Here is a 25,783-nt window from a genome sequence, read left to right as displayed (position 1 = left end):
TCCTAGTCTCCTTCCTATCTTGCGTAGTGACCTGCAGGGTGAAGTGATGGCATTGCTGTTCTCTCACCCTGAGCAGCAGTACACGGTGTCGCAGATTGCTGATGCGACACGTGCATCGTTGCCGACTGTCTCCCGAGAGGTGAACCGTCTGGAACAGTCCGGTTTGGTGACCGTCCAGAATGTTGGCAGGACCCGTATGGTGCAAGCCAAGGTTGATAATCCGGTGGGCCAGGCGATGCGTCAGCTGATTCTGGTAACTTATGGCCCCGTTCCGGTACTCCGGGATACTTTGCAGGGTGTTTCCAATATTGAGGGTGCCGCTATTTATGGCTCGTGGGCTAGCCGTCGTTCTGGGGTGGCTGGGCACGTGCCGAACGATATTGATGTGCTGGTTGTTGGCTCCCCTTCACGTCAGAAGCTGTATGAGGCTATTGATGATGCTGAGCAGAAGCTTGGCTATGAGGTGAACGTAAAGCGGCTATCTCCTGAGGCTTGGAACTCGCAGGACGGCTTTGTGCAGACTGTGCGCTCGCGCCCGATGGAGGTTCTCTTTGGGCAGTTGGAGGTGAATGATGTCGACGCTGAAGCCTAATGCCCCGACTCCTGGTCCTTGGACTGTTGGCCGGGAGCGCATGCTTGAGCTGATTAATGCCGGTGAGTTGGAACGGGTCGCTGTAAATCGTGAGCATGCTCAAGGTCTGTTGTTGCGTGCTCGTCGGCATCTAAAGACGGCGCATCGTTTGGTAGATGATGATCCGGAAGGTGCCTATACGCTCCTCTATGATGCTTCGAGATTGGCGATGACTGCCGCCTTGGCGGTGCAGGGTCTGCGGCCGACTACTCGGGGAGGTCATATTGTGGTGGGTGATGCGTTGCGTGCTCAGCGAGGCCCTCATGATGTGGTGGGTAAGCTGTATTCTCGCTTGCGTCGAACTCGCCATGAGGTTGAGTATCCCGGTTTGGATTATGAGCCTATAGCTGTGGAAGAAGCTGAAGAGGCTTTGGAAGATGCAGAGTATATCGTTCAGGAGATGACTCTTTTTGTACCTAAGCTAGGACCTTTCTAGACTGTATTTCTTTTCGGCACCCCTGAATGAACCTCCTTCTGTGAGGTAGACACGGCGAACCCCTCATTTTCATAACCTGAACAACATAAATCAGGTTATGAAAATGAGGGGTTCGCCGTTTTAGATGAAACCCTAGACAGGAAAGTTCCCAGGCGGGAAGACTACTCGTCGTCGGTCACGCGGTTCACGACGCGGGTGCTACGGTTCTCCTTCACCTCTTCGGGCAGCAGAACCGGCATGGAACCGGTCGGGGTGTAGGTTGCCGCGCGTGCCGCTGCGGTAGCGTGGGTGTCTTCAAACTCGGGGACGACCTCGGAGCTAGGTGCGCGGTACAGGTGGCTATTAGCCCACCACGCAAAGAGCAGAACCACAACTGCCAGCGCGCTGGAAACGAACAGCCACGGGCTGACCTGACCCTCGTAGTAGAGCTTGAAGAACGCGCCACCCATGAAACCGCCGGCAATCGGGCCGCAAATTGGAACCCACGCGTAGAACCAGCGCGAGGAACCCTTATCGTGGATGGGCAGCAGGGCATGCATGAGGCGCGGACCGAAGTCACGGGCGGGGTTCAGCGCGTAGCCGGTCTGACCACCCAGACCGATGACGAGCACGGCGACCATGAAGCCGAAGGCGAGGGGCTTGAGCACGTCGTTGAGGTTGAGGGAGAGTTCCACACCGCCGCTGATGGACGGCTTGAAGTTCACACCGGTGTACAGTGCCGAGAAGACCAGCATGAACGTGCCAATCATTTCGGAGAGGGCGTTGGTGAAGTAGTTGTGAATGGCGGGGACGGTACCGAAGATGCCGAGCTTAATCTTCTTGTCGGCGGTTGCCTTCCAGTGCGGCAGGTAGTTGAGGTAGACCAGTCCGGCACCGACCATTGCGCCGAGGACCTGGGCGATGATGTAGCCGGGAACCTTCTCCCAGGGGAATTCGCCGTAGGCTGCCAGTCCGATGGACACGGCGGGGTTTAGGTGGCCGCCGGAGTAGGCGTGAGAGGCGTAGACGCCGAAGGTGACGGCGAAGCCCCAGCCGAAGGCGATGGTGAAGAAGTTGTCGCCGTGGCCTTTGGAGCGGCGGAGTTCGACGTTGGCGATGACGCCGCAGCCGATGGTGCACATGATGAGCGTGCCGAGGAATTCGGCGAGGTAGGGGCTGATGGTGTACACGGGGTGTCCTTCAGGTAGTGAACTGCGGGTGGTGAACCGGGGTTCGACCGGGTGTGCAGTGCCGAGCGTGAGGGAGGTGTGGTTTTGTGTGGGTTATGTCGCCCGAGTGGCGTGTTTAAACCTTTGGCATCTATGGAACCTTGAATACCCCTGGAAGACAATACTTTGGTGTTATTTCACCCTTAGACATAAGCGGTTTTTCGGGTTTTTCGTTTAAAAATAAATGTGGTGGATGAGGGGAAAAACGGGCATAGTCCACACCTTGGACTCATTCCATAAACCCATACTTAAACCCACAGTTCAACCGATCGTTAAATCCATGGCTCAACCAACACTTGAATCCCCACCTTCACTACCCGCCATCAGCACAAAAAATGCCCGGGCACCGTATGAGGTGCCCGGGCATTTTCTGTGGTTTCTACATGGCTCTTGCAGCCGCCATGGTCTGGGTCTACGCCGCTACACGGTTGCTATTTGGCTGCTACTTGGCGCTCGCCCAGTCGAGAATCCCCTCGAAGAAGCGCTCGCATTCGCTCAGCTGCTCCAGCTCAATCCACTCGTTCGGGGAGTGCGCCTGCGCAATATCGCCGGGGCCGCAGATGATGCTCTGCACGCCGGCGCGCTGGAACTGGCCCGCTTCGGTGCCGTAGGTTACCTTTTGCGGTGCGTCGTCGGTGCCGAGCCACTCGTGGGCGAGGCGCACGATGGGCGCATCGTCTTCGGTACCGAGGCCAGGTACGGCGGCGAGCAGTTCGTGCTTCACGCCCACGCGGGAGGTGAGGCTACCGGGCTCCGCGCCGGTCAGCTTTTCTGCGCGTGCGGCGCGCGCCTGCAGGTCGGGCAGAATCACCTCGGAAAGCTCACGGTCAACGCGCTCCACGAAGGACTCGGTGGTCACCTGCGGCAGGGTGCGCACATCGTACTCCACGACCGCCTGCTCGGCGACGATGTTGTACTGCAGGCCGCCGTTTGCCAGGTTCACGCTACCGGTGGAGTGGGGAATAATGAACGACTCATCGTAGGGGCCTTCTTCTTCCCACTGGTCCGCCATGTCGGTGAAGAAGGTGATGAACTCGCCGGCGGCAGCAACCGCGTTCACGCCGTGGGTGGCGAGGGAGCCGTGCTTGGGTACGCCGGTGAAGGTGACGCGGCCGCGGTGTGCGCCCTTGTGCGCGTCGATGATGCGCATGCTGGAGGGTTCACCCACAATCGCGTAATCGGGGGCGAGGTCACGTGCCACGAACTCCTCGATGAGGGAGGGGGCACCGACGCAGCCGATTTCCTCGTCGTAGGAGAACGCGAAGTGCAGGGGAGCGCGCAACTTCGCCTCGGCAACGCGCGGCAGCAACCAGAGGGCGACGGCGATGAAGCCCTTCATATCGCACACGCCGCGGCCGTAGGCGCGGGTACCCTCCACGCGCAAGGTGAAGGGGTCGGCGTCCCAGTCCTGACCGGCGACGGGAACGACGTCCGTGTGGCCGGAGAGGATGAGGCCGCCGCGGGTGGTGCCGTCCGCTGCGGGGACGGTGATGAAGAGGTTGGCGCGGGTGCCGTCTTCGTTGTAGGTGCGCACGCCGCTGTAGCCGTAGCGGGCGAACTCGGCTTCGATGAGATCGATGAGTTCGAGGTTGGAGCTGCCGGAGATGGTGGGAATCGCGATGAGCTTTTCGAGCCAGGGGAGGGATGCGGGCTGGGTGGTCTGAGCCGTCATAACTATTCCTTCTGCGTTGTGATGCTGTGCGCTGTTATGTTCAGGGTACGCCGCGGGGCGGTATTCGTCGCCTCATGGTCGTCGAATACCGCCCCGTGACCCCTGCGCGGGGTTAGATGATGTAGTTGTTCACGTTGGAGTGGTCACCCAGCGCGTGGAAGTTGCGCGAGTGGTAGACCAGCGGGGTGCCTTCGCAGTCGTTGCGAATGAACTCTTCAACCTGCGCGGTGAAGACGAGTGCGGGGCCTGCCTCAACGCGGCTGAGCGGGGTTGCGCGCAGTACGCGGCGCACGCCGTGGACGAGGGGCTCGCCGGTGTGGACGAATTCCCAGGTGCTGGGGTCTTCGAAGCGGGGGTAGTCGTGGGTTGCGAAGTTCTTAGCGATGGTGACATTCTCAGCGTCGAGCATGTGCACGAGGAAGGAGGAGGCAGCCGCGATCTTTGCTGCGGAGCCGCTGTTTGCCTTGAGGGAGAAAGCAATAATGGCGGGGTCTGCGGATACGGAGGTCAGCGAGGAGGCGGTGAAGCCTGCGGGTTCGCCGTTTTCGTCGGTGGCGGTGATGATGGCGACGCCGGCGGGCTGGTGTCCGAAGGCGAGCTTGAACTGCTCGGAGGTGTCGGCGATGGGTGCCTGTGCTGCAATGGTTTCGGTCATGATCGACCCTTTCTTCTGCGGCTGCGTTTGAGGGTTCGTCCCGATGTGTATGCGTTGGGCGACCCTTTGTTAAGGGGAGATATGTTTCAGGGTAAAGCTAATGGGTGCTGAACACCTTATTTATTGCCCTATGTTTCTTAGGTGCACCTTTCATGACGTAGGGCGCGAAATATTACGTCATATTCTTCGCCGTTTGGGGGCTTCCCGGAGGTGTTCCACGGGGCACCCCGTGAAAGGTTCGGAACGCTTGGTTTTGGGTGCTGTCCCTCTCTCTTCCGCGGGGTTTCGCGGGGGTGAAGAGGGCTCTAAGGTATCCTTGCTTGGTACGCGAAAGCGCACCGACCCCCGTATTTGAGGGGTTTTCGGGTGCGTGAACTGTGGGGAGAAGAGGGTTAATGAGCTGGTTGGCAACTATTCCGCTGCTACTTTTTGCGGTCGTGTTGGCTTTTGGCCCCGGCTATGCAATGGGCTGGGCGCTGCGTGTTCCCGCACGTCTGCGCGTTTTTTATGCGCCGCTGCTGTCCTTCGCTTTGGTGGCTGTTTCCGCGATTGTGCTGGGTAAGACCGGTATTCCGTGGAGCCTGATTTCTTTCGTGCCGGTTGCCGCCGTGCTGGTGGCTGCCGCCGCGGGTGTGATGCACCTGGTGGGCCGCCGCTGGCCCTCCGCCCTACCCGACGCCTCCAGCGAGGCCGCAGAGAACTGGGCGGGTAATACCGTGCCCCTCGCCTGGCCCGTGATCGGCGCGGTGCTGGGCGGTTTCTTGACCCTGCACGCAACCCAGCATATGGTCTTTGGGCCCGAGGCGTTCTCGCAGACCCTCGATAACTCATTCCATATGAACGCGATTCGCTGGATTCAGGAGCACGGCGACGCCTCCAGCCTGACTCTGGGTGCAATTGCCGCCGCGAATCAAGAACCTACTTTTTATCCTGCCGGCTGGCACGACTTCGTGTACCTGATTTACAGCACGACCGGCACGAGCATCGCTACGGCAACCATCGTCATGATTCTGCTGGCGGCAGGCATTATCTGGCCCTGCTCCCTGATTGCTATGTGCTTGAGCATTCCGCACCTGCGCCCCCTGCAGGCGCTCGCCATTCCGGCTCTGACCTGCGGTTTCTTTGCGTTCCCCGGTCTGCTGCTGTTCTGGGGTGTGCTGTTCCCGAACCTTCTGGGTTATGCCCTGCTGCCCGCGTTCGTGGCGCTACTGCTACACGTGATTCAGCTCATGGCGTGCCGTGAGTACTCCTTCGTGCTGTCCCTGTCGCTGACGATTCTGGTGGGCTTGGGTGGTTTGGCTCTGGTGCATCCGAACGCGGTGGTTTCTGCCGCAGTGTTTGCTGTGCCCATGCTCCTGGGAGGTGTGGTGCAGGTGCTGCGTACCCGTAGTGCGTCCACTCGTGAGCGTCTGGTGGGTACCGGTGTTCTGGTCGCTCTCATCGCCGGATGTGTCACTATCTGGTTGGCGTTGCGTCCGAGCGAGGAAGCCAGCGACCTGTGGACCGCTATCATGAGCGAGGGCGAGGCTGTCTACCAGTTCCTGTTCCTGGGCCTGGAGAACGCGAACCCACTGGGTGGTAATTTTGCGCCCGCATATCTGCTGGGCTTCTTGGTGCTGTGGGGTGTTGGCTACCTGCTGTACAAGCGCCGTAACCTGTGGCTGATTGGTAGCTGGATGCTGGTCGGCTACATGTGGATCATTGCGGCTTCGGTGCCGCGTGGCGACTTCCGCCTGCTGATGGTGGCTCCCTGGTACACCGACCACTTCCGCCTGGCTGCTCTGGTGGTGTTCCCTGCAGTGCTGCTCGCTGGTATCGGCCTGGGCGGCGCCGTGGAGGGCATCTTCGTGCGCATCATGCACGCTATTCCGCGTGAGAAGCACGCGAAGGTGGCCCCGGCAATGATGGGTGTCTCCATGATGCTGGTGCTCGCGGTTGCGGGCCTGTCCTCGCGTACCCCGGCGATGCACGACGCAACTCTGCAAGTGGCGGATAGGTACAAGGTGACCCCGACCTCCGACATCCTGAACCAGGATGAGATGAACGTCATTAACGAAATCCCGAAGATCGTGCCCAAGGGCGACACCATCGTCAACAACCCCTGGGACGGTAGTGCCTACATTTATGCGCTGGCTGACCGCCACCTGACCAGCTACCACTTCGAGTTCCAGACCTCCCCGAAGTACGCGGCGATCCTGAATGATTTGAAGGATGCCCGCACGAACCCGGAAGTCTGCCGCGAAGTGAACGAGTACAAGGCTCACTGGTATGTTCACCTGGAGAACCAGGGCAATTTCGGTCCTACTCAGCAGAAGAACTATGACGGCATGGTGGCTGCTATTGATACGGATGTTCTGACCCCCGTGTACTCCTCGGGTCCGATGACTCTGTACCGTATTAGCGCCTGCGATAACTAGAAGGTACGCGAGCACCCCTCATAAAGCGTATGTATCTCAGAGAATAAGTGGTGCAGTCTACAATCTGTCGCCAAATCTGAGATGCCGCGGAACCACTGATATGATGAAAGCCGGTATGTCCATAAGGGCATGTCGGCTTTCGCACGCACGGTAAGACACAATCGTTAGGAGGGGTAACTGCCCTATGGGTTCTCCCACATCGTCCCTTACCCCCCGCACGTTCCCTCGTACGCTGGTGATTATGCCCGCCTGGAACGAGGAAGAAGCGCTACCCGGCACTATTACTGAGCTGCAGGAGACGGTACCTTTCGTGGACCTGGTGGTGGTCAATGACGGCTCCACCGACAACACCTCCGCCGTGGCTCGTGAGGCGGGCGCGTTTGTGATTGACCTGCCCTACAACATGGGTGTGGGTGCCGCCATGCGCACCGGCTACAAGTACGCGCAGCGCATGGGCTACGACTACGCCATGCAGGTGGATTCGGACGGCCAGCACCACCCCGAGAGCATCCCCTCGCTCATTGAGGCGGTGCAGGATTACGATATCGTGATTGGTTCCCGCTTTGCCGATGGTGCGGCGGACTATGATGTGTCCGGTCCGCGCAAGTGGGCGATGAGCCTGTTGTCGTTCCTGTTTACTCGCGCGGCGGGAACCCCGTTCACGGACGTGACCAGCGGTTTTAAGATTGCGAACCGTCGCGGTATCGACTTCTACTGCCGTAACCTGCCCGCCGAATACCTGGGCGACACGATTGACATCACCGCCATGGCAATTAGCAATGGTTTGAAGGTGCGTCAGGTGCCGGTGCATATGCGTGAGCGTCAGGGAGGTACTCCCTCCTCCGGTCCGCTGAAGTCTGCCATCTATCTGGTTCGTTCACTGTTTGCCTACGGCATTTCGGTGAGCCGCCGCCCCGAGGAGAAGTAGCCGTGAGCGCCAGTGTTTTCTTCTTGATCCTTGCCATTCTGGTCTGTACTTTTGTGGTGATTCAGGTACGTCACCAGCGCATGAAGGAGCGCTACGCCGCCCTGTGGCTGATTATTGGTGCCATCATCATTGTGTTGGGTGCTTTCCCGACTCTTCTCAATGGTGTGGCGGACTTCGTGGGCGTAGCCCTGCCGGTGAACCTGCTGTTCCTGCTGTCGATTCTGCTGCTGATGGGTGTGAGTATTCACCTGACCCTGGAGCTGTCGCGCCTGTCGGAGAAGACCCGCATCCTGGCTGAGGAAGTCGCCATTTTGAAGGCGCTTCAGGAGCAGCCGGAGGGTGCATCCGGTGCGAAGAAGCGTGACCAGCAAGATTCTTAGTCTTTATCTTTCAGTACTTTTCACCCCTTGTGAGTTGGAGTAATACCCCATGACCGTTGATATTCTGTTCCCCTACTACGGCGACGTCGCCATGATGAAGCAGGCTGTGCTGTCTGTGGTCGGTCAGACCAACCCGGACTGGCGCCTGATTGTTGTCGATGACGGCTACCCGGACGACTCGATTCCCGGCTGGTTCGAGTCCCTGAAGGACGAACGCATCACCTACATGCGCAACGAAACCAACTTGGGTGCGAACGCGAACTACCGCAAGTGCCTGACCTTCGTGGAGAACGAGCTGGTCACCGTCATGGGTGCTGACGACGTCATGCTCCCCAACTACGTACAGTGGCTCGTGGACGCGGCGGCTAAGCACCCCGAGGCTTCCATCTTCCAGCCCGGCGTGGTTGTGATTGATGAGAACAACGGCCTGTCGAACACCCTGGTGGAGCAGACTAAGGCGTTCTACCGCCCCAAGGGTGAGGCTGTTCTGCAGGGCGAGGAGCTGGCTACCTCCCTGCTGCGTGGTGCGTGGTTCTACTTCCCGTCCCTGGGCTGGCGTAAGGACGCTATCGTGGGTACCGGCTTCCGTGAGGGCCTGAATGTTATCCAGGATATGGCGCTGATTCTCGACATTACGATGCGCGGCGGCTCCCTGTACTACGATCCGCAGGTTGCGTTCATGTACCGCCGTCACGGTGGTTCCGACTCGTCTTGGCGTGCCCTGGAGGGTACCCGCTTTGAGGAGGAGCGCCGCTACTACAACACCATGGTTGAAGAGATGAGCGCCCTGGGTTGGAAGAAGGCGGCTCGCGTGGCTCGTATCCGTTTCTCCTCGCGTGCTCACGCGCTGACTCTGCTGCCGAAGGCGGCTCTGGCGAAGAAGTGGCAGGGCGTGAAGAACCTTGCCGAGCACGTCGTAAAGTAAAGATTTCAATCTAATAGGTGCGACCAGTAGAGAACGGAGATAGCGTGGAATCATCGGCAGAGTCCCAGCCGAAGAAAATGACTCGTGGTCATTCGATGGCAATTTTGGGATCGTCCGGTTTAGCTGCACTATCTTCTCTAGGAATTACCGTTGTTGTGAAACGGTTTCTGGAGGGCGAAAGCCTGACGGAGTTCCTTCTCTTCTGGTCGCTTCTTTTTGCCCTCTACGGTGTGGTGGTCGGTATCCAGCAGGAGGCGACCCGCGCCGTGGGCACTGCGCGCCGCGATGGTAAAACGGGTGCACGTATTGCCCCCGTGGGTGCTCTGGTGGGTCTTATCGTGGGCGGTCTGACCTTAGTAACGAGCCCTCTGTGGGCTTCCGCCCAGATTCCGCTGAGCGGGTTTAGCGGTGTGCTTCTCCTGAGCGCTGGTGTGGCCCTCTATGCCATGCATATGACTCTCTACGGTGCGTCTGCTGGTCAGGAAAGCTGGTACCTCTTCGCGAGCGTGTCGGGGTTTGACGCTATTTGGCGCATTATGGCTATCTGTGCGGTCGGTCTGGTCTCTGCGCATCTCATCGGTCTTGAAGCCGCAGCGGTTTCTCCGGTACTTCTGTGGCTGCTGATGGTGCTTCTGCTTCCAGAAGCTCGGCGAGTTTTTAGCTCTCGTGCGGATGTTTCCTCGGGTCGTCTGCTGTATAACTACACACTGTCGATGGGGTCGTCGACTGCTAATGCGGTTCTTATGATGGGCTTGCCGCTTCTGCTGAACGTTAGCATCGATTCAAACGACCCGCTACAGCAGGTTATTTTGGCGGTTCTGATTCTGGCGATTTCGATTACGCGCTCGCCGATTATGATTCCTTTGCAGGCTTTTCAGGGCGTGGCGGTGTCTGCTTTCTTGAAGCAACAGAACCACCCGTTGCGTGCTTTTGCGAAGCCTGCTGGTGCGCTGTTGGGTGTGGGTCTTGTGGGCGCTGCGGCGGCTTATGTGCTGGGCCCGTGGCTGTTTGGTCTGCTTTACCCGCCGAAGCCTTCAGAGGTTGAAGCGTACGCCGAGGTGGTGACTTCTCCGGTGCTTGCGCTTCTGGTGTTTGCTTCTGCTTTCCTGGCGCTTCTGGTGTTGTCGGGGTCGCTGGTGATTGCGTTGAATATGCACCGGTCGTATGTGGCTGGTTGGGCGCTGGCGGCTGTAGTTGCTTGTGTGGTGGCGGTGTCGCCGTTGCCTCTTCTGACTCGCACTCTTCTTGCCCTGTATGTGGGGCCGATTCTTGGCCTGCTAGTACATTTGGGTGCGATGGTGTGGCAGGCGCGTTCTGTGTCGAATAGCGGCAACGCTGAGCTGGAGAATATTTAATAAATAAATGATGAGGGGTTGAGCAAACGAATAGTTATGCTCAACCCCTCATTTTTTATTGCTCATGAACTGACGGGGGCTGGGGGGGTGTCCGCCCGCTATTACTACTTCAAACCTTGGGAACTTAGGTAACCCTATGGAAAACGTGCGGTACGCTCCCTACACTGGAAGGGCACATTGACAGACTGCGCGGGCCACCCACACAGCCGCCCCGTCCCTCCCAACGGGTACACCACCGAAGGAGCCACCCATGAGCCGACGCACCGACGCGCCCGCCCGATCACCACGACGAGCCGCCCTCGCCAGCTGGATAGGCTCCGCCCTCGAATACTACGACTTCGCTGTCTACGGCACCGCCGCCGCAATCGTGCTCAACCGCATCTTCTTCCCCGAAGACACCGCCGCCATCGGCATCCTCAAGTCCATGGTGGTTGTGGGTGTCGCCTACGTGGTGCGTCCCTTCGGTGCCATGATTGTTGGCCCCCTCGGTGACCGTTACGGTCGCCGATTCGTCCTGATGCTCACCCTCTTCCTGATGGGTGCCGCAACCTTTGCGATTGGCTGCCTGCCGACCTACAGCCAGGCGGGCATTATCGCGCCGATTCTGCTGGTTGCCTGCCGTATGCTTCAGGGCCTCTCCGCCGCCGGTGAGCAGGCAAGCTCCATCTCCATCTCCCTGGAGCACGCCAACGAACACCAGCGCGCCTTCACGACCAGCTGGACCCTGCAGGGCACCCAGTTTGGTTCGCTGCTGGCGACCGCCGTGTTTATTCCCTTCGCCGCACTGCCGGATGAGCACCTGCTCACCTGGGGCTGGCGCGTGCCCTTCTGGCTCTCCGCATTCGTGGTGGTGACCGCCTGGCTGATTCGCCGCACTCTCTCCGAGCCGCCCGCCTACCTGCAGCGCGAGAAGCTCACCGAGTCCCCGCTCATGCTGGTCTTCAAGCACCACAAGCGTGCCGTGCTTACCATCGCCGTGTGCGCCATGGTTAATACCGTGAACATGGTCTTCACGACCTTTGCGCTGTCTTTCGCTACGAAGGGTTACGGGCTGGACCGTAGCACTATGCTGCTGGTGCCGGTTGCCTCGAACACTCTCGGTTTGATTGCTATTCCGCTCGCCGCCATGCTCGCCGATAAGATTGGCCGCAAGCCCGTGTTCATTACCGGTGCGGTGGCTTCTTCCCTGGTGATGTTCCCGTACCTCGGTGCGATTACCGAGGGCAACTGGGTGGGTATCTTCGCCTACGGCGTGCTCATGCACGGCGCGCTGTACTCCATGGCGAACGGCGTGTGGCCCTCCTTCTATGCCGAGATGTTCCCGACCCGCGTTCGCGTGACCGGCCTGGCGCTCGGTACCCAGATTGGTTTCGCAATTTCTGGAGGCGTCGCCCCCGCCGTGGCGACCAGCCTCGCGGGTGCCGACCTGCATAATGCGGTGCTGCCCGCCGTGTTCACGGTCGCCATGTGTGTGCTTGTGGCGTTGGGTGCGCTGACGGCTCGCGAGGGTTACAAGAAGACTCTGGCTGAGCTGGATGCATAGCCCACAGAATATATTCCGTATATAGAATAAATGCAGGTGGGGCTGGATAGTTGGCTATCCAGCCCCACCTGCGTGTTTACCCTTCTAAACCCCTTGCTGTGCCGCAATCAGTGCCTCAAAATGAGCCGCCATGCGCTTGGCGTTCGGTTCCAGCCCGGTGAAGAGGCGGAACGCATCCACCGCCTGACCCACCGCCATGTAGCCACCCGTCAGCACCTCGCACCCGGCGGCACGCGCCGCGCGCACCAGCTGAGTCTCCTGCGGCAGGTAGATGACGTCCGCAACCCACAGGCCTTCACGCAACACCCCGGCGCTCAGCGCCGACTCGCTCAACGGCATACCCGGATGCACGTGCATACCCACGGGGGTTGCATTCACCAAACCCTGAGCCTCCAGTAGAGCTTCAATCAAGCGCTCATCATCGCTCAGCACCTCGACCCGGGTCTGCGTGAAGAGCCCACCCAGCTGCTCCGCCAGGCTCTGAGCCTTCGCTGCGTCACGTTCGAAGAGGCTCAGGCGGCGCACCCCCAGACGGCACAGCGCGTACGCCGTGGCGCTACCGGCACCGCCAGCACCCAACTGCACCACGTGCTCCAGGCGCGTCGGATCCTCAGCCACCTGCGGCAGGCCGCGCTTGAGGCCCGCGATGAATCCCGAATAGTCCGTGTTGTCGCCGTAGAAGCTGCCGTCCTCGCGAATCACCACGCAGTTCACCGCGCCCAGGGCGCGTGCCGCTTCCGAAAGCTCGTGCAGGTGCTCCATGACGGACTGCTTGCACGGGTGCGTGATGTTGAAGGCATTAAAGCCGAGCAGTGCTGCCGCATCCAGAAGCGCCGGTGCGGAGGCTCCGTCCAGGTTCAGGGCGTCCAGGTCGACGGGGCGGTACAGGTAGTGCACGCCGTGCGCGTCCGCCTCTGCTTCGTGCATGGGAGGGGTCAGTGAGGAGGTGATGCCGTCACCAATGAGGCCCACCAGGAAGGATTCAGTACGCAAACTCATAGTTTCACTGTACGTGTCCGCCTCGTAAGATGCACCTACTTTCTTGAACCCGTACCAAATGCGCGCTGGAGTTGGGAAGAAGATAAAAATAATTTCTATGCCCACAAGAGCGATATGTCTGACAGAAACACCTCGAAGGTATAAGCTTGGTATAAGTGCTCGCGCGCCACGGCGCGCACATGAGACCACACAGACACCGTCACAGTGAAGTGATACCGATATTCGGAGGATAGATTGTCAATGACTGACAAGGCTATGGCACACTTCGCTGGCGCCGATGCATGGGTCGAGCAGTATTTCCTGAACAGCCCCGAAGATGAGCGTGAAGAGTTCACCCCGGCAGAGTTAGAGGATTTGGCTCGCACCCACCGTGCGCTGGCTCAAATCCGCCTGCCCAAGACCCCTGTCGTTGCCGCACGCAACGACGAGTACAACACCACCCTGTACGTCGCGACCGACGACATGCCGCACATTGTCAGCTCCCTGACCGCATGCCTCGCCGCGCACTTTGGTGGTTTCGTTACGATTCTTCACCCCACTTTCCTCGCCGAACGCGGCCCGGACGGTAACCTCCTGAGCCTGCGCGGCACCGGCATGCGCGGCAACCTTGCCAGCGGCGATACCGCCACTCTTGGCGTGCCCTCCCTCAAGCTCAGCGATAACGCCCCCGAAGGCACCACGGTCGCTATTGAGTCCTGGATTGCGGTCCGCCTGACCCGCTACCTCACTGAGGAAGAGCAGCGCCGCTGTGAGAAGGAAGTTGAGCGCGTCCTCGCTGACGTTCGCGCCTGCCACACCGACCTGGATGCCATGGTCGCCCGCGTTTTCGACCTGGCGCAGTCCATGTACGACCTGCGCGGCGCAACCCTGGGTCATGGTGAGGAATCCTATGCCGCCAACCCGCGCGGTGTGGAGCCTGCATCCCGTGTGGAGGTGGCACAGGACTTCCTGCGCTGGCTGACCCGCGGCAACTTCGTGTTCATGGGTGTTAAGGAGCGTGTGCTGGACGGCACCTCCGGCGCTATTTCGCTGGTGGACCGCCCCGGTTCGGCGCTCGGTATTCTGCGCACCACGGAGGGTAGGAGCCGCATCCCCCTTTCGGGTGAGACCCTGGAGCGTGCCCTGTTCCCGCGCCCCCTGTACATCACGAAGGCGAATTCCCGCTCCACTGTCGCACGGAACGACTACCTGGACTACATTGGTGTGCGCCGCTTCGACCTGAATGGCCGCGTGATCGGTGAGTACGTCATTCTGGGCCTGTTCACCCGCCAGGCGTACGCACTGCCCGCTATTGAGACTCCGCTGGTGCGTGAGCGTATCGCGATGGTGCGCCGCCGCCTCGGCTACCACCCCGGTTCTTACTCTGACAAGGCGCTTCTGGGTGCCTTGGAGGATTACCCGCGCCTGGAGCTGCTGCACGCTTCCGCTAATGATCTGACCGATACGTTCGGCGGCATCATGGGCCTGGAGGAGCGCCGCAAGACCCGCCTGTTCCTGCGCGCTGACCGGTTCAACCGGTTTATTTCCGCCGTGGTGTACCTGCCTCGGGATCGTTACAACACGAACGTGTGCTCCCGTATCCAGCGGGTGTTCCAACAGGAATTTGATCTTAGTGCCATCGACCATGAGGTGTACCTGTCCTCCTCATCGTTGGCGCGTCTATTTTTCCGCATTCGGCTCACCAACCCCAACGATGTGCCGAAGACGGATCATCAAGCTCTCGAAAAGCGACTGCAAGAAGCCGCCCGCTCCTGGGTGGAAGCAACCGCAGCTGCTATTGAGGCATGGAAACCCGGAGCGGCAGGCCGCCGACTCGCATCAGCCTGGGCAGATGCGACTAGCGCAGCCTACCGAGCCGATTACACAGTAGAACAAGCAATCGAGGATATCGTGATTCTTGAATCTCTCTCGGGCCAGAAGCCCGCCGCAATCAAGGTTGAAGCCGGCGAAGCCAACACCACCCGACTGAAGACCTACCTGTCCGCACCTCACACCCTCACCGAGCTTCTGCCGGTTATGCAGAATATGGGTCTGGTCGTTGTTGATCAGAAGCCCTACGAGTTCAAGCCTGAGGATGGCGAAGACTACGGCTACCTCTACGACTTCGGAGTTGAATTCCCCGAGGGCGTGGATGCAAACGCTGTGGCTTCCCTTTACGAGGACGCCCTGAACGCCTACCTGCTCGGTGAGCGCGAGTCCGATACCCTGGACCGCCTGATCCTGGCTGAGGGCCTGACCTGGCAGGAAGTACGTCTGTTCCGTGCCCTGAACCACTACCTGATTCAGCTGGGCCTGGGCTACACCCCGTCCTTCATGTCGAACACCCTGCTCGCAAACCCGGCCATCACCAAGCACCTGGTCGAGTTCTTCGAGGTCAGCTTCGACCCGAACAACGGTCTCAACGATGAGCAGCGCAACGCACGCCGCGAGGAAATCGAAGCAGCACTGGCTGAGGAACTGAACCAGATCCCCACCCTGGACGCTGACCGCTACCTGCGTTCCCTCGGCAAGGTCATCCGCGCTATCCTGCGCACCAACGCATACCTGGCTGACCGTCCCGCACTCGCGTTCAAAGTGGCACCGCAGGAGATTGACTTCGCACCCCTGCCCCGCCCCAAGTTCGAAATCTTCGTCTACTCCCCGCGCGTTGAGGGTGTTCACCTGCGCTTCGGTAGCGTCGCACGTGGTGGCCTGCGCTGGTCCGACCGCCGCGACGACTTCCGCACCGAGGTTCTGGGCCTGGTCAAGGCACAGATGGTGAAGAACTCCGTCATTATCCCCACCGGCGCGAAGGGTGGCTTCTTCCCCAAGCAGCTGCCCGACCCCGCAGTGGATCGTGACGCATGGATCACCGAGGGTCGCGAGTCCTACAAGGTCTTCATTGGCTCCCTGCTGGACGTCACCGACAACCTCGCAGTTGGCAATGACGGCTCCGAGACTGTTGTCCGCCCCGAGGGTGTTGTAGCACGCGACGCTGACGACTACTACCTGGTCGTTGCAGCGGATAAGGGCACCGCAGCATTCTCCGACACCGCAAACGCAATTAGCCTCGAGCGCGGCTTCTGGCTGGGCGACGCCTTCGCATCCGGCGGCTCCGTCGGCTACGACCACAAGGCTATGGGCATCACCGCACGCGGTGCATGGGAGTCCGTCAAGCGTCACTTCGCTGAGCTCGGCCACGACGCTCAGACCGAAGAGTTCACCGCAGTCGGCATCGGCGACATGTCCGGTGACGTGTTCGGTAACGGTCTGCTCCGCTCCAAGGCAACCCGCCTGGTCGCAGCATTCGACCACCGCGACATCTTCCTGGACCCGAACCCGAACGCGGCAGTGTCCTTCGACGAGCGTCAGCGCCTGTACAACCTGCCCCGTTCCTCCTGGCAGGACTACAACCGCGACCTGATTTCCGCCGGTGGTGGCGTGTACTCTCGCGGTCTGAAGTCCATCGAGATCACCCCCGAGGTGCGCGAGGTTCTGGGCCTGGATGAGTCCGTCACCGAGCTGGCACCGACCGAGCTGATTTCCGCAATCCTCAAGGCACCGGTCGACCTGATCTACAACGGCGGTATCGGTACCTACGTGAAGGCATCCACCGAGACCAACGCACAGGTTGGCGACAAGGCTAACGACGCACTGCGCGTCAACGGCAAGGACCTGCGCGCCAAGATTGTTGGCGAGGGCGGTAACCTCGGCTTCACCCAGCTGGGTCGTATTGAGGCTGCGCTCAACGGCGTTATCCTCAACACCGACGCAATCGACAACTCCGCAGGTGTGGAAACCAGTGACCGTGAGGTCAACATCAAGATTCTGGTGGACCGCCTCGTGGCACACGGCGAGCTGTCCAGCGAAGAGCGTGCTTCCTTCATCGAGTCCCTGCAGGACGAGGTCGGCGGCAAGGTCCTCGAGACCAACGTTGAGCAGAACGTTCTGCTGCAGGGTGAGTTCCACGGCTCCTTCCTGGGCACCAACCTGTACAAGCGCCTCATGCACGACCTGGAAGAGCACGCCGGCCTGAACCGCGCCGTCGAGTTCCTGCCCACCGACGAGGAGCTGGACGAGCGTCTGGAGACCACTGGCGACCGCCTGACCCGCCCCGAGCTGTCCGTCCTGGCTGCGTACGTGAAGATTTACCTCACCCACGCACTGGAGCAGACCGACTTCGCGGACGACCCCTACCTGGAAGGCGTTCTGCGCAACTACTTCCCGGCAGCACTGGTTGAGCGTTTCGGTCAGCACCTGGACTCGCACCCGCTGCGTAAGGAAATCATCTGCACCCGCGTCGCTAACGAGCTGGTCAACATCGGCGGTATCACCTTCGCATACCGCGTGATGGAGGAGTTCAACGTCGGTATCGATTCCGTCGCACGCGCCTTCATCGTCGCTCGCGAGCTCTTCGAGCTGGGCACCGCAGCTAAGCTGCACCGCGAACTGCCCCCGAAGACCCCGCTGGATGCATGGTTCACCGTTCTGCGCGACAACCAGCGCGTTCTGGACCGTGCAGTCCGCTGGTTCATCACCGAGCGTGGCGTGGTCGCTGGCACCAGCATCTCTGAGCTGCTGGAGATCTTCGGTTCCGTCGTCGAGATGCGCCGTAACCTGCCCGAGTACCTCTCCGGCAGCTCCCGCGACCGTGTTCGTGCAAAGCGCGACGCAGGCGAGGCATGGGGTCTGCCCGAGGACCTCATCGTCATCTGGATTCGCGGCTTCGAGGGCTACGCCCTGCTGGACGTTATCCGTGCGGCACGCGACCACGACTTCGAGGCAACCTCGCTGGCACCGGTCTACTTCGCAACCTACAACCGCTTCACCGTGGACGAGCTGCTCGGCCTCATCTCCGACCTGCCTCGCAACGACCGCTGGGAGATCCTGGCACGTCAGGCACTGCGCGGCAGCCTCTACGAGACCGCAGCAGAGCTGGCACTGTCCGTGGCAGAGGGCGCCAAGGGCGACTTCTCCACTGTGGAAGGTGCACAGCAGGCTCTGGACACCTGGGTTGAGGACCACCCGACCCGCGTCGGCAACATCGACCGCGTCCTGAAGGAGATCCGCGAAGCTGCTCCCGATGCATCCGGTCACCCGCGCCTGGCTGTGGTGTCTGTGGCACTGCGTACTCTCTCGAGCGCATCCTAAAAAGCTAAGGCCCGTTAGGGTTGCTTAGAGCATCCCGGTTCTCTCCAATCGGAGGGGCCGGGATGCTTTTGCACAGGGGGAGTTTGTACAGGGGGAGTTTGTACAGGGGGAGGGATGCCGCAAAATCTATGCAGAAAAACCCTTCTGACAAGGAACGATACGTTTTTACACTAAATGCAGTGTGGAAATGTGTTTTAAATCCCTCCAAATATCAAGTAGAGGGTTAAGGAAACCAAAGGTTTTAGTTGATATATGCCGTATATTGATTCACGGCGGCATCAGCGCAAACCATGGGGACCCGGCACTTCTCGGTACGACGAGTCTTCCCCCCTGGCGCGTCACACGGTGCTGTTCAAACACACTGCCCCTAATCTTTACGATTATCGACTGAAAGTCTGCAAGATTGTCTACCAACCACGGTACCGAGGAAAAAACCACCACCGCCTGGCGCCTCCTCATTAACTTTCTGCTTTACGTTTCCCCGGTCGCGCTGCTGACCACCGTCTTCCCCATGGTCACCCCGACCATTAACCGGTACAACCTCGACGGTGTCCCCCTGATCCAGGTGATCCTGGCAGCGTCCATTACCGTTCCCTGGCTCAGCCAGGCGGCCTGCCTGCCCCTGTACCGTGGTATCCAGATGGAGCACAAGAAGATTGCGGACGCCCGCGAAGGCCTGCGTATTCACGCTGAAACCCTTGAGCACCAGCTCAAGCGCGCCGAAGCACGCGCTGTACGCGCACGCATGTCCGAACCGCAGTTCCAGGACATGACCGACCTGACCGCATTCACCCGCAACTGGCTCTACCTCTTTTTCATGACCATGCCGCTGGTACTGATCTTCGCCGTACCGGTCGCCCTCGTCCTGCACTGGACCCCGACTGCATTCGGTGCGTTCTTCGTCCTGGGCGTTCTCAACATTGCGTTCGCGCAGCTGCTGGTCATCCCGAACCTCGCGAAGAACCGCATCATCTGGTTCGTCGCGTGGCTTGGTTACACTCTTGCCCTGCTCTTCTTCCCGAAGGAATGGTTCCTGCCGCCGCTGGTTGGTTCGCTCATCCTGCTGGTGAGCCTCGGCAAGGACCTGGTGCACCTGCTGCACTTCGCGCGCATCCCGCTCAAGGACATTGCGCTCGACGCCCTGCGCGGCTTCTTCACCGGCTCCATTATCTGGGCTGATAAGTACATGCTCTTCCTGGTCACCGGCGGCGAGATCAACGTCGTGGCAATCTACCTGAGCCTGATCCCCTGCGTTATCGCCTACAACTACTTCTTCGTGGTGGAGGCAGACCGCGTCAACGCAAGCATCCAGCACCTGTGGACCATCTTCGACCGCCTGCCCTACAAGGGTGTTCAGGAGGAGTCCTCGAAGGCTCTGCGCACCTCCAACCACGCTATCCGTAACTCCCTGCTGATTTACATCGCCAGCGCTATTGTCACCGGCATCCTGATGTTCATCTTCCTGCCGCAGTCCTACCCGCTGGCGCTCTCCGGCCTGGTCGTGGCGTTCCTCTTCGTTGCAGTGGCACTGCTGATTTACCAGATCGAGTACATGACCATGTACGTCACCGTGCAGCTGCTCTCCGCAGCGCACCTGGTGCTGCTCTTCATCTCCTTCATGATCCTGCCCAACGAGACCGGCTACCTGCCCATCATCGTGGGCGAGACAGTGCTCGCCTTCGCATGCTACCGCGTCTACCGTCAGGCGTGGGCTGCACCCGAGTACTCCCTCTTCTGGCGTCGAGCCCTCGCCTGGTAAGAACCGCACGGTCCGCGAAAGATACACACGACAATGACTGAACAGATGTACCGAAACCACTACGCGCCGCTGCAGCTTCCGGCTCCCGGCCCCCACTACAGCGACCCCGAATACCCGGACGTTGACGTCGCCATCATCATGGAATCCACCTACCCCTACCTCAAGGGTGGGGTGTCCGCGGTGGTGCACGATATCGTCTGCGAAAACCCGGATCTGACCTACGGCATTATTCACATCGCCTGGGATAAGAACTCCCCCCACGAAGACCTCTACGGCATGCCCGAGAACGTCAAGTGGGTCAAGGTGCTGTACCTGAGCCTGGAAGTCAACCGCGACGCCTTCGCGGAAGCCTGCGACCCCTCCGCACTGCGCATGAACTTTGCGGAGCGTCAGGCGCTCACCCAGCGCCTCATGGACGGCTTCAGCGCCCTCATCGCCGGCGACGTGAACCCCCTCTGGAAGCTCTACGACGAGGGCATCAACCCCGCAACCCGCAGCTACAACCTCTTCGGCCTCTTCGGAACCCGCGAGTTCATGCAGGCGATTGCGGGCCTGGGCTTCTTCTCCGAGGTGCCCTTCGGTGAGCTCTTCTGGAAGGTGCGCGACTTCGTCTCCATCCTCTTCGCAATCCTGCACGAGCGGATGCCGCACGCCCGCGTCTACCACGCCCACACCACCGGCTACGCGGCACTCATCGCCGCCGCAGCCGCACGTGACCACGGCACCAGCTTCCTGCTGACCGAGCACAACCTCTACATTCGCGACACCGTGAACACCAAGCTCGAACGCAACATGGCGAAGCCCGTCACCACCGACTACGCCTTCCTCAACGAGGAGCGTGAGCACCCCGGCCTGGGCCCGGTCACCCTCGACGAGCGTGCCTGGTCCGTCTGGTTCGTCGAAATGGGACGCTTCTGCTACCCCAGTGCTGACATGGCAACCTACCTGTACCCCAAGGCACTGGAAGAGGCACGCGGTATTGGCGCGCCCATCGACCAGATGAACGAGGGCGAGAAGGACCGCGCAATCATTCTGCCCAACGGTATGCTCATCGAGTCCGTGGCGGAAGCCTACTACGCCCGCCAGGCGGCGCGTGCCCGCATCCTCGCTGAGGGCCGCGGCCACGTGTGGCGCTTCGTGTTCATCGCCCGCGTGGTGCCTATTAAGGGCCTGACCGACCTGATTCGCTCCCTCGCGGTGCTGCGCGATCAGGGTCTGGTGAACTTCCACCTGGACGTGCTCGGCCCCAAGGACCACCTGCCCGAGTACTACGAGCTGTGCCTGCGCACCATCGAAGAGCTCAACATGGGCGAGTACATCACCTTCCACGGCACCGTGAACGTGCGTGCGATGCTCGACCGCTTCGACCTGCTGCTCATGCCCAGCTACAATGAGGGTCAGCCGATTGTGGCGCTCGAGGCGATGGCTGCGTCCATCCCGCTGGTCAGCACCGACGTGGGCGGTATGTCCCAGCTCATTGATGATGTGCTGGTCGCCCCCGACGGCCACGAAATCGGTAACTGCGGTATCTTGACTATCCCCGGCGATATTCACGGCTTCGCGGCGGCGCTGCGCACCCTCATGGAGGAGCCCAGCATCTACGAACGCTACTGTGTGAACGCCTACGACCGTATCGTCAGCTTCTTCCAGCTGCGACTGGTCATGGACCGCTACAACACGATCTACCGCGAGCTGGGCAAGCTGCCCCCTCGCGCCCCCGAATTCGACCCGGAGTACGATGGCGAATAAACTCACCCGCTTGGGCGGACCCGGCAAATTTGGTGCCTGGGTCCGCTACGGCGGTAAGCCCATTACCCAGCAGCAGCTTGATTTTGCGGTCAAGAACTACTCTGTCGCAATCCTGCAGCCCTGGGAACTGGACGCGGCACGCTACCTGAAGAAGCGTGCACCTCAAATGGTGGTGCTGGCGTATAAGTGCCTGTCCTCCACCCGCTCTTATGAGCCCGGCCCGATCTATTCTTCGGGTGTCTCTTACCCGCTGGCGCAGTCGATGGCGAACTCCGGTAAGGATTTCTTCGCCCACCGCCTCAACGGTGACCGTATCGAGTGGAAGGGCTACCCCAAGCACTTCCAGATGCAGGTGTGGAACGCCGACTACCGTTGGCAGTGGGTGGACGCTGTGGTGCGCGAAATGCGCAACTCACCCTTCGACGGGGTCATGGCGGATAACGACATCGAGAACGACTACTACGACCTGAACCTGCCCATCCAGGGTGTGGAGTCTATGACGAAGATTCGTGAGCACCTGGATTTTCTGGTCGCGTACGCCGGTATTGAGCTGAATAAAATCGGCAAGATTCTGGTGCCCAATATTGCTGAGTCTCGTCTGCGTTACGGCAAGTGGGAGCGTCACAGCGCCTACGGTGGCGGCTTTGAGGAGGTGTGGCTTGGCTGGGGTCCGAACGACTACCTGTCTTCGCCGTACGCCGTGATGCAGGGTCGTGAGATTGCGAACGGCTCGGCGGGCGACGTGAACCTGGGTACTACTTTTGCGGGTTTGGGTGGCCGTAGCGCCGCCTCGCAGAAGAAGGTGACGATTCTGCGTACCCCGCTCAGCGACCGCAAGGCTCCGATTACCGGCACGGATGAAAATTTCCTCTACGGTTTGGCGGGCTTCTGGGTGTTCGGTGGAGGCGCCTTCACCGGCATCAGCGCAACCCACCACGACGCCTACGACGAGATTCCACACGCCCCCGAGCTCTCCTACGACCTGGGGGATCCGGTCGGCGGCATTATCGCTCAGAAGACCGCGCAGACCCGTGCATTTACGAACGGCTGGGCGGCACTGAACACCGGCTCAAAGGATGTGACCGTGAAGGTTCCCTCCGGTCTGGTGGATGCGGCGAACCGCCCGGTGCCCTCGAGCTTCACGCTGCGGGCGCATCAGGGTGTGGTGTACCGCCGTAAGGCGTAAATCGCCGCTTGCACAGTACCGCCTGTGAGCGTACTGCTAGCGCATATAACCTCATAAACAAACCCACCGGCAATATAGCCAAATGGCTATATGTACCGGTGGGTTTGCTATATGTGTGCTAGATGAGCTGGGGTAGCTTACTTAGCGGGGTAGGAGGGCACGTCGTAGCCGCCCATGCGCTCCAGAACGCGAATCACCTGGCAGGAGTAACCGAACTCGTTGTCGTACCAGACGTAGACAATTGCGGAGTCATCGGTCACCACGGTAGCCAGCGAGTCCACAACACCTGCGGTGCGGGAACCCACGAAGTCGGTGGAAACAGCCTCGGGGGAATCCGAGTAGCCCACCTGGCGGCGCAGCTCGCCGTCGATGGACTCGCGGCGGAACAGCTCGTTCAGTTCCTCAGCGGAACCTGCGGGCTTGGTCAGCTTCACGTTCAGGATTGCCATGGAGACGTCCGGGGTGGGAACGCGGATCGCGTTACCGGTCAGCTTGCCTTCCAGCTGCGGCAGAGCCTTAGAAACAGCCTTCGCTGCACCAGTCTCGGTGATGACCATGTTCAGCACAGCGGAGCGACCGCGGCGGTCACCCTTGTGGAAGTTATCAATCAGGTTCTGATCGTTGGTGAATGCGTGAACGGTCTCAACGTGGCCGCGCTCAACACCGTATGCGTCATCCAGAACCTTCAGTGCCGGGGTGATCGCGTTGGTGGTGCAGGATGCTGCGGAGAGGATCTTGTCCTCATCGGTGATGACGTTGTCGTTCACGCCGAACACGATGTTCTTCATGTCGCCCTTACCGGGAGCGGTCAGCAGAACACGAGAAATACCGGGGCAGTTCAGGTGCTGCTCAAGGCCCGGAACGTCGCGCCAGCGGCCGGTGTTGTCCACCAGCAGAGCGTCCTTGATGCCGTACTCGGTGTAGTCGACAGTGGTCGGGTCAGAGGAGTAAATGAAGCGAACCGGAACACCGTTAGCGATGATGGTGCTGTTCTCCTCGTCCACCTCAATAACGCCCTTGAACGGGCCGTGAACAGAGTCGCGCTCCAGCAGGGATGCACGCTTGACCAGGTCCTTATCGCCGTTCTTACGCACCACAACAGCGCGCAGGTTCAGGCCAGAACCCAGCGGCGAGGAGGAACGCTCCAGCAGAATACGAGCCAGCAGGCGACCAATACGACCAAAGCCGTACAGCACAACGTCCTGCTCCTTCGGCTGGTCACCCTGGTGGTTCACGGAGGAACCCAGCTGCTCGGGCAGCCACATGGACAGCTCGGGGGAGCCCGCCTCGTGGTGTGCCTTGTGCAGAGCAGCAATGTTAATCGAGCACGCGCCCAGGTTCAGCTCAACCAGGGCGCGAACCAGCTCGAGGGAGTGCGCGGGGTTCAGGGGCGCACCGTCGATGTGGGATACGAAATCGTGCAGCTTCAGCAGCTCAATGACAGACTTGTTGACCAGGCTGCGGCCGTGAATGCTCAGCACCACACCGTTCTCGCGGTGCAGCTTACCGATGAGGGGGATCAGCTCCTCTGCGGTAGCCTCACGGTTAACCCAGGTAGCGGTTGCAGTCGTCACGTATGACCTTCTTCCTAACTTCGTCGTTGGAGGGTAGGCGCGACGATGCTGTCGCGTCAATACCGTGCCGGGCGTTAAGACCCGGCGTCGGTTTAAGTCTAACCCGTGCGGACCCCTTCAGAGCCTCAAAATTAGCGATATTGAGGCTAAAAGTCAGAAGAGACAGAAGGCAGTTTGTGAACCCACACGACAAGCCAACATAAGCCCTCAAAAGGGAAAGCAAAACCACTTTAAATACCCACAAAAACACACGCCACGAGGGCGCAAACATGAGTAGAATTGAAACCATGTTGACTGTAATCGGTGAAGCACTCGTAGACGTCGTCCACCAGCACGACGGAGAAACCCGCGCCTACCCCGGCGGATCGCCCATGAACGTAGCCGTCGGCGCGCGCCGCCTCGGCCACCCCACCAACTTCGTCGGCCACTACGGTCCCGACGCCTACGGCAAGAGCATTGACGCGCACCTGGAAGCATCCCAGGTGACCCTGCCCTTCGAGCACAGCGCTGAGCGCACCTCCGTCGCCCAGGCAACCATCGGTGCCGACGGCGCAGCAGAGTACGAATTCGACATCACCTGGTCCCTCGACTCCGTCGCAGAGAAGCTCACCGAACTGGCACGCACCTCCGATGCAGTGCACACCGGCTCCATCGCCGCCATGCTCGAACCCGGCGCGCACGTGGTCGCCGCAGCCTTCGAAGCCGCCCGCGACAGCGCCCTGCTCAGCTACGACCCGAACTGCCGCCCTACCCTCATCCACAACGTTGACGAGGGTCGCGCATGGGCTGAAAAGTTCGTCTCCCTCTCCACTGTCGTGAAGGCATCCGACGAGGACCTGCAGTGGCTCTACCCCGAGCGCTCCCTCGACGACACCGCCCGCGCGTGGCTCGACCTCGGCGCAGAGCTGATGGTCATCACCCGCGGCGAAGACGGCCCCATCGCCTTCACCAAGAAGTACCCCGAGGGCATCAGCCAGCCCGCACACCGCGTAGAGGTTGCGGACACCGTCGGTGCCGGTGACTCCCTCATGGCGGCACTCATCGCGGGTCTGCTCGACCGCGGCATTGCCGGTTCCGAGGCGCGCGCCAAGGTTGCCGCACTGACCACAGAAGACATCGCCGACCTGCTGCGTTTCTCCGCAACCGCAGCCGGTATCACCGTCTCCCGCGCGGGCGCTAACCCGCCCACCCGCGAAGAACTCGACGCCGTACTCAACGGCTAAAAAATTCACGCCT

Annotated in this window: 18 protein-coding genes; 13 read left to right on the top strand and 5 right to left on the bottom strand. The window is 60.4% G+C overall.

Translation table 11 applies throughout. From position 1 onward, the window contains the following. Positions 1-46: 46 nt before the first annotated feature. Positions 47-592 (top strand): ArsR family transcriptional regulator, encoded by a 546-nt coding sequence (locus AB8C10_RS01130; protein ID WP_314657241.1) that lies wholly within the window; start codon positions 47-49, stop codon positions 590-592. A gap of 40 nt (positions 593-632) precedes the next feature. Next, the gene (locus AB8C10_RS01125) at positions 633-1,067 is read left to right on the top strand and encodes a HEPN domain-containing protein (protein WP_368866565.1); all 435 of its coding nucleotides are present in this window, start codon (positions 633-635) and stop codon (positions 1,065-1,067) included. Positions 1,068-1,228: 161 nt separating this feature from the next. On the opposite strand, the gene AB8C10_RS01120 is transcribed toward AB8C10_RS01125, so the two are convergent. The 3 genes from AB8C10_RS01120 to AB8C10_RS01110 all read right to left on the bottom strand — a co-directional run bounded on the left by AB8C10_RS01120 (position 1,229) and on the right by AB8C10_RS01110 (position 4,602). Beyond that, positions 1,229-2,236: an MIP/aquaporin family protein gene (locus AB8C10_RS01120; RefSeq protein WP_070819212.1), complete on the bottom strand. Its 1,008-nt coding sequence runs from the start codon at positions 2,234-2,236 to the stop codon at positions 1,229-1,231. 481 nt (positions 2,237-2,717) lie between these two features. Beyond that, positions 2,718-3,947, bottom strand: a complete 1,230-nt coding sequence (argE, locus tag AB8C10_RS01115; protein WP_368866564.1) for an acetylornithine deacetylase — start codon at positions 3,945-3,947, stop codon at positions 2,718-2,720. Between the two features lie 112 nt (positions 3,948-4,059). Beyond that, positions 4,060-4,602 (bottom strand): flavin reductase family protein, encoded by a 543-nt coding sequence (locus tag AB8C10_RS01110; RefSeq protein WP_313969189.1) that lies wholly within the window; start codon positions 4,600-4,602, stop codon positions 4,060-4,062. Positions 4,603-4,997: 395 nt separating this feature from the next. On the opposite strand from AB8C10_RS01110, the gene AB8C10_RS01105 reads away from it, so the two are divergent. The 6 genes from AB8C10_RS01105 to AB8C10_RS01080 all read left to right on the top strand — a co-directional run bounded on the left by AB8C10_RS01105 (position 4,998) and on the right by AB8C10_RS01080 (position 12,150). Beyond that, positions 4,998-7,019, top strand: a complete 2,022-nt coding sequence (locus AB8C10_RS01105) for a DUF6541 family protein (RefSeq protein WP_368866563.1) — start codon at positions 4,998-5,000, stop codon at positions 7,017-7,019. 241 nt (positions 7,020-7,260) lie between these two features. Then, the gene (locus tag AB8C10_RS01100; protein WP_439958515.1) at positions 7,261-7,947 is read left to right on the top strand and encodes a glycosyltransferase family 2 protein; all 687 of its coding nucleotides are present in this window, start codon (positions 7,261-7,263) and stop codon (positions 7,945-7,947) included. Positions 7,948-7,949: 2 nt separating this feature from the next. Further along, positions 7,950-8,327 (top strand): DUF2304 domain-containing protein, encoded by a 378-nt coding sequence (locus tag AB8C10_RS01095; RefSeq protein ID WP_368866562.1) that lies wholly within the window; start codon positions 7,950-7,952, stop codon positions 8,325-8,327. Positions 8,328-8,376: 49 nt separating this feature from the next. Beyond that, on the top strand, positions 8,377-9,252 hold the full coding sequence (locus tag AB8C10_RS01090; RefSeq protein WP_070689884.1) for a glycosyltransferase family 2 protein: 876 nt from the start codon (positions 8,377-8,379) through the stop codon (positions 9,250-9,252). 155 nt (positions 9,253-9,407) lie between these two features. Next, positions 9,408-10,607, top strand: a complete 1,200-nt coding sequence (locus tag AB8C10_RS01085) for a hypothetical protein (RefSeq protein WP_368866561.1) — start codon at positions 9,408-9,410, stop codon at positions 10,605-10,607. 250 nt (positions 10,608-10,857) lie between these two features. After that, positions 10,858-12,150, top strand: a complete 1,293-nt coding sequence (locus AB8C10_RS01080; protein WP_368866560.1) for an MFS transporter — start codon at positions 10,858-10,860, stop codon at positions 12,148-12,150. A gap of 84 nt (positions 12,151-12,234) precedes the next feature. Here the strand turns inward: AB8C10_RS01080 and AB8C10_RS01075 are convergent, their stop codons facing one another. Next, entirely contained in the window at positions 12,235-13,149 is a 915-nt protein-coding gene (locus tag AB8C10_RS01075; protein ID WP_368866559.1) for a shikimate dehydrogenase, read from the bottom strand. 240 nt (positions 13,150-13,389) lie between these two features. Here AB8C10_RS01075 and AB8C10_RS01070 point away from each other — a divergent pair, with 240 nt between their 5' ends. The 4 genes from AB8C10_RS01070 to AB8C10_RS01055 all read left to right on the top strand — a co-directional run bounded on the left by AB8C10_RS01070 (position 13,390) and on the right by AB8C10_RS01055 (position 22,973). Beyond that, the gene (locus tag AB8C10_RS01070) at positions 13,390-18,279 is read left to right on the top strand and encodes an NAD-glutamate dehydrogenase (protein ID WP_368866558.1); all 4,890 of its coding nucleotides are present in this window, start codon (positions 13,390-13,392) and stop codon (positions 18,277-18,279) included. A 403-nt stretch (positions 18,280-18,682) separates the two neighbouring features. After that, entirely contained in the window at positions 18,683-20,038 is a 1,356-nt protein-coding gene (locus AB8C10_RS01065) for a hypothetical protein (RefSeq protein ID WP_368866557.1), read from the top strand. Positions 20,039-20,071: 33 nt separating this feature from the next. Next, positions 20,072-21,787 carry a GT4 family glycosyltransferase PelF gene (gene pelF, locus AB8C10_RS01060; RefSeq protein ID WP_070599560.1) on the top strand — a complete coding sequence of 572 codons (1,716 nt, stop codon included), beginning with the start codon at positions 20,072-20,074 and terminating at the stop codon, positions 21,785-21,787. Next, positions 21,777-22,973 carry a putative glycoside hydrolase family 15 protein gene (locus tag AB8C10_RS01055; protein ID WP_368866556.1) on the top strand — a complete coding sequence of 399 codons (1,197 nt, stop codon included), beginning with the start codon at positions 21,777-21,779 and terminating at the stop codon, positions 22,971-22,973. The genes pelF and AB8C10_RS01055 overlap by 11 nt, the downstream gene beginning before the upstream one ends. Positions 22,974-23,110: 137 nt before the next feature. Here the strand turns inward: AB8C10_RS01055 and AB8C10_RS01050 are convergent, their stop codons facing one another. Continuing rightward, complete coding sequence (locus tag AB8C10_RS01050) at positions 23,111-24,547, bottom strand: glyceraldehyde-3-phosphate dehydrogenase (RefSeq protein WP_049345935.1); 1,437 nt, start codon at positions 24,545-24,547, stop codon at positions 23,111-23,113. Between the two features lie 287 nt (positions 24,548-24,834). Here AB8C10_RS01050 and AB8C10_RS01045 point away from each other — a divergent pair, with 287 nt between their 5' ends. After that, positions 24,835-25,770, top strand: a complete 936-nt coding sequence (locus AB8C10_RS01045) for a carbohydrate kinase (RefSeq protein ID WP_368866555.1) — start codon at positions 24,835-24,837, stop codon at positions 25,768-25,770. Positions 25,771-25,783 lie beyond the last annotated feature (13 nt).

The sequence above is a fragment of the Rothia mucilaginosa genome, assembly GCF_964210535.1.
In the GTDB taxonomy this organism is placed as follows: domain Bacteria; phylum Actinomycetota; class Actinomycetes; order Actinomycetales; family Micrococcaceae; genus Rothia; species Rothia mucilaginosa_F.
Note: the sequence above shows the minus strand (reverse complement) of the source record. Positions and strands in the feature narration are given on the sequence as shown.

What these genes read in the sequence shown, in the direction of transcription:
- AB8C10_RS01130 (WP_314657241.1), top strand. Translation starts at nt 47, where the DNA reads ATGGCATTGCTGTTCTCTCACCCTGAGCAGCAGTACACGGTGTCGCAG.
- AB8C10_RS01125 (WP_368866565.1), top strand. Translation starts at nt 633, where the DNA reads ATGCTTGAGCTGATTAATGCCGGTGAGTTGGAACGGGTCGCTGTAAAT.
- argE (WP_368866564.1), bottom strand. Translation starts at nt 3,947, where the DNA reads ATGACGGCTCAGACCACCCAGCCCGCATCCCTCCCCTGGCTCGAAAAG.
- AB8C10_RS01110 (WP_313969189.1), bottom strand. Translation starts at nt 4,602, where the DNA reads ATGACCGAAACCATTGCAGCACAGGCACCCATCGCCGACACCTCCGAG.
- AB8C10_RS01105 (WP_368866563.1), top strand. Translation starts at nt 4,998, where the DNA reads ATGAGCTGGTTGGCAACTATTCCGCTGCTACTTTTTGCGGTCGTGTTG.
- AB8C10_RS01100 (WP_439958515.1), top strand. Translation starts at nt 7,261, where the DNA reads ATGCCCGCCTGGAACGAGGAAGAAGCGCTACCCGGCACTATTACTGAG.
- AB8C10_RS01090 (WP_070689884.1), top strand. Translation starts at nt 8,377, where the DNA reads ATGACCGTTGATATTCTGTTCCCCTACTACGGCGACGTCGCCATGATG.
- AB8C10_RS01080 (WP_368866560.1), top strand. Translation starts at nt 10,858, where the DNA reads ATGAGCCGACGCACCGACGCGCCCGCCCGATCACCACGACGAGCCGCC.
- AB8C10_RS01075 (WP_368866559.1), bottom strand. Translation starts at nt 13,149, where the DNA reads ATGAGTTTGCGTACTGAATCCTTCCTGGTGGGCCTCATTGGTGACGGC.
- AB8C10_RS01070 (WP_368866558.1), top strand. Translation starts at nt 13,390, where the DNA reads ATGACTGACAAGGCTATGGCACACTTCGCTGGCGCCGATGCATGGGTC.
- pelF (WP_070599560.1), top strand. Translation starts at nt 20,072, where the DNA reads ATGACTGAACAGATGTACCGAAACCACTACGCGCCGCTGCAGCTTCCG.
- AB8C10_RS01055 (WP_368866556.1), top strand. Translation starts at nt 21,777, where the DNA reads ATGGCGAATAAACTCACCCGCTTGGGCGGACCCGGCAAATTTGGTGCC.
- AB8C10_RS01045 (WP_368866555.1), top strand. Translation starts at nt 24,835, where the DNA reads ATGTTGACTGTAATCGGTGAAGCACTCGTAGACGTCGTCCACCAGCAC.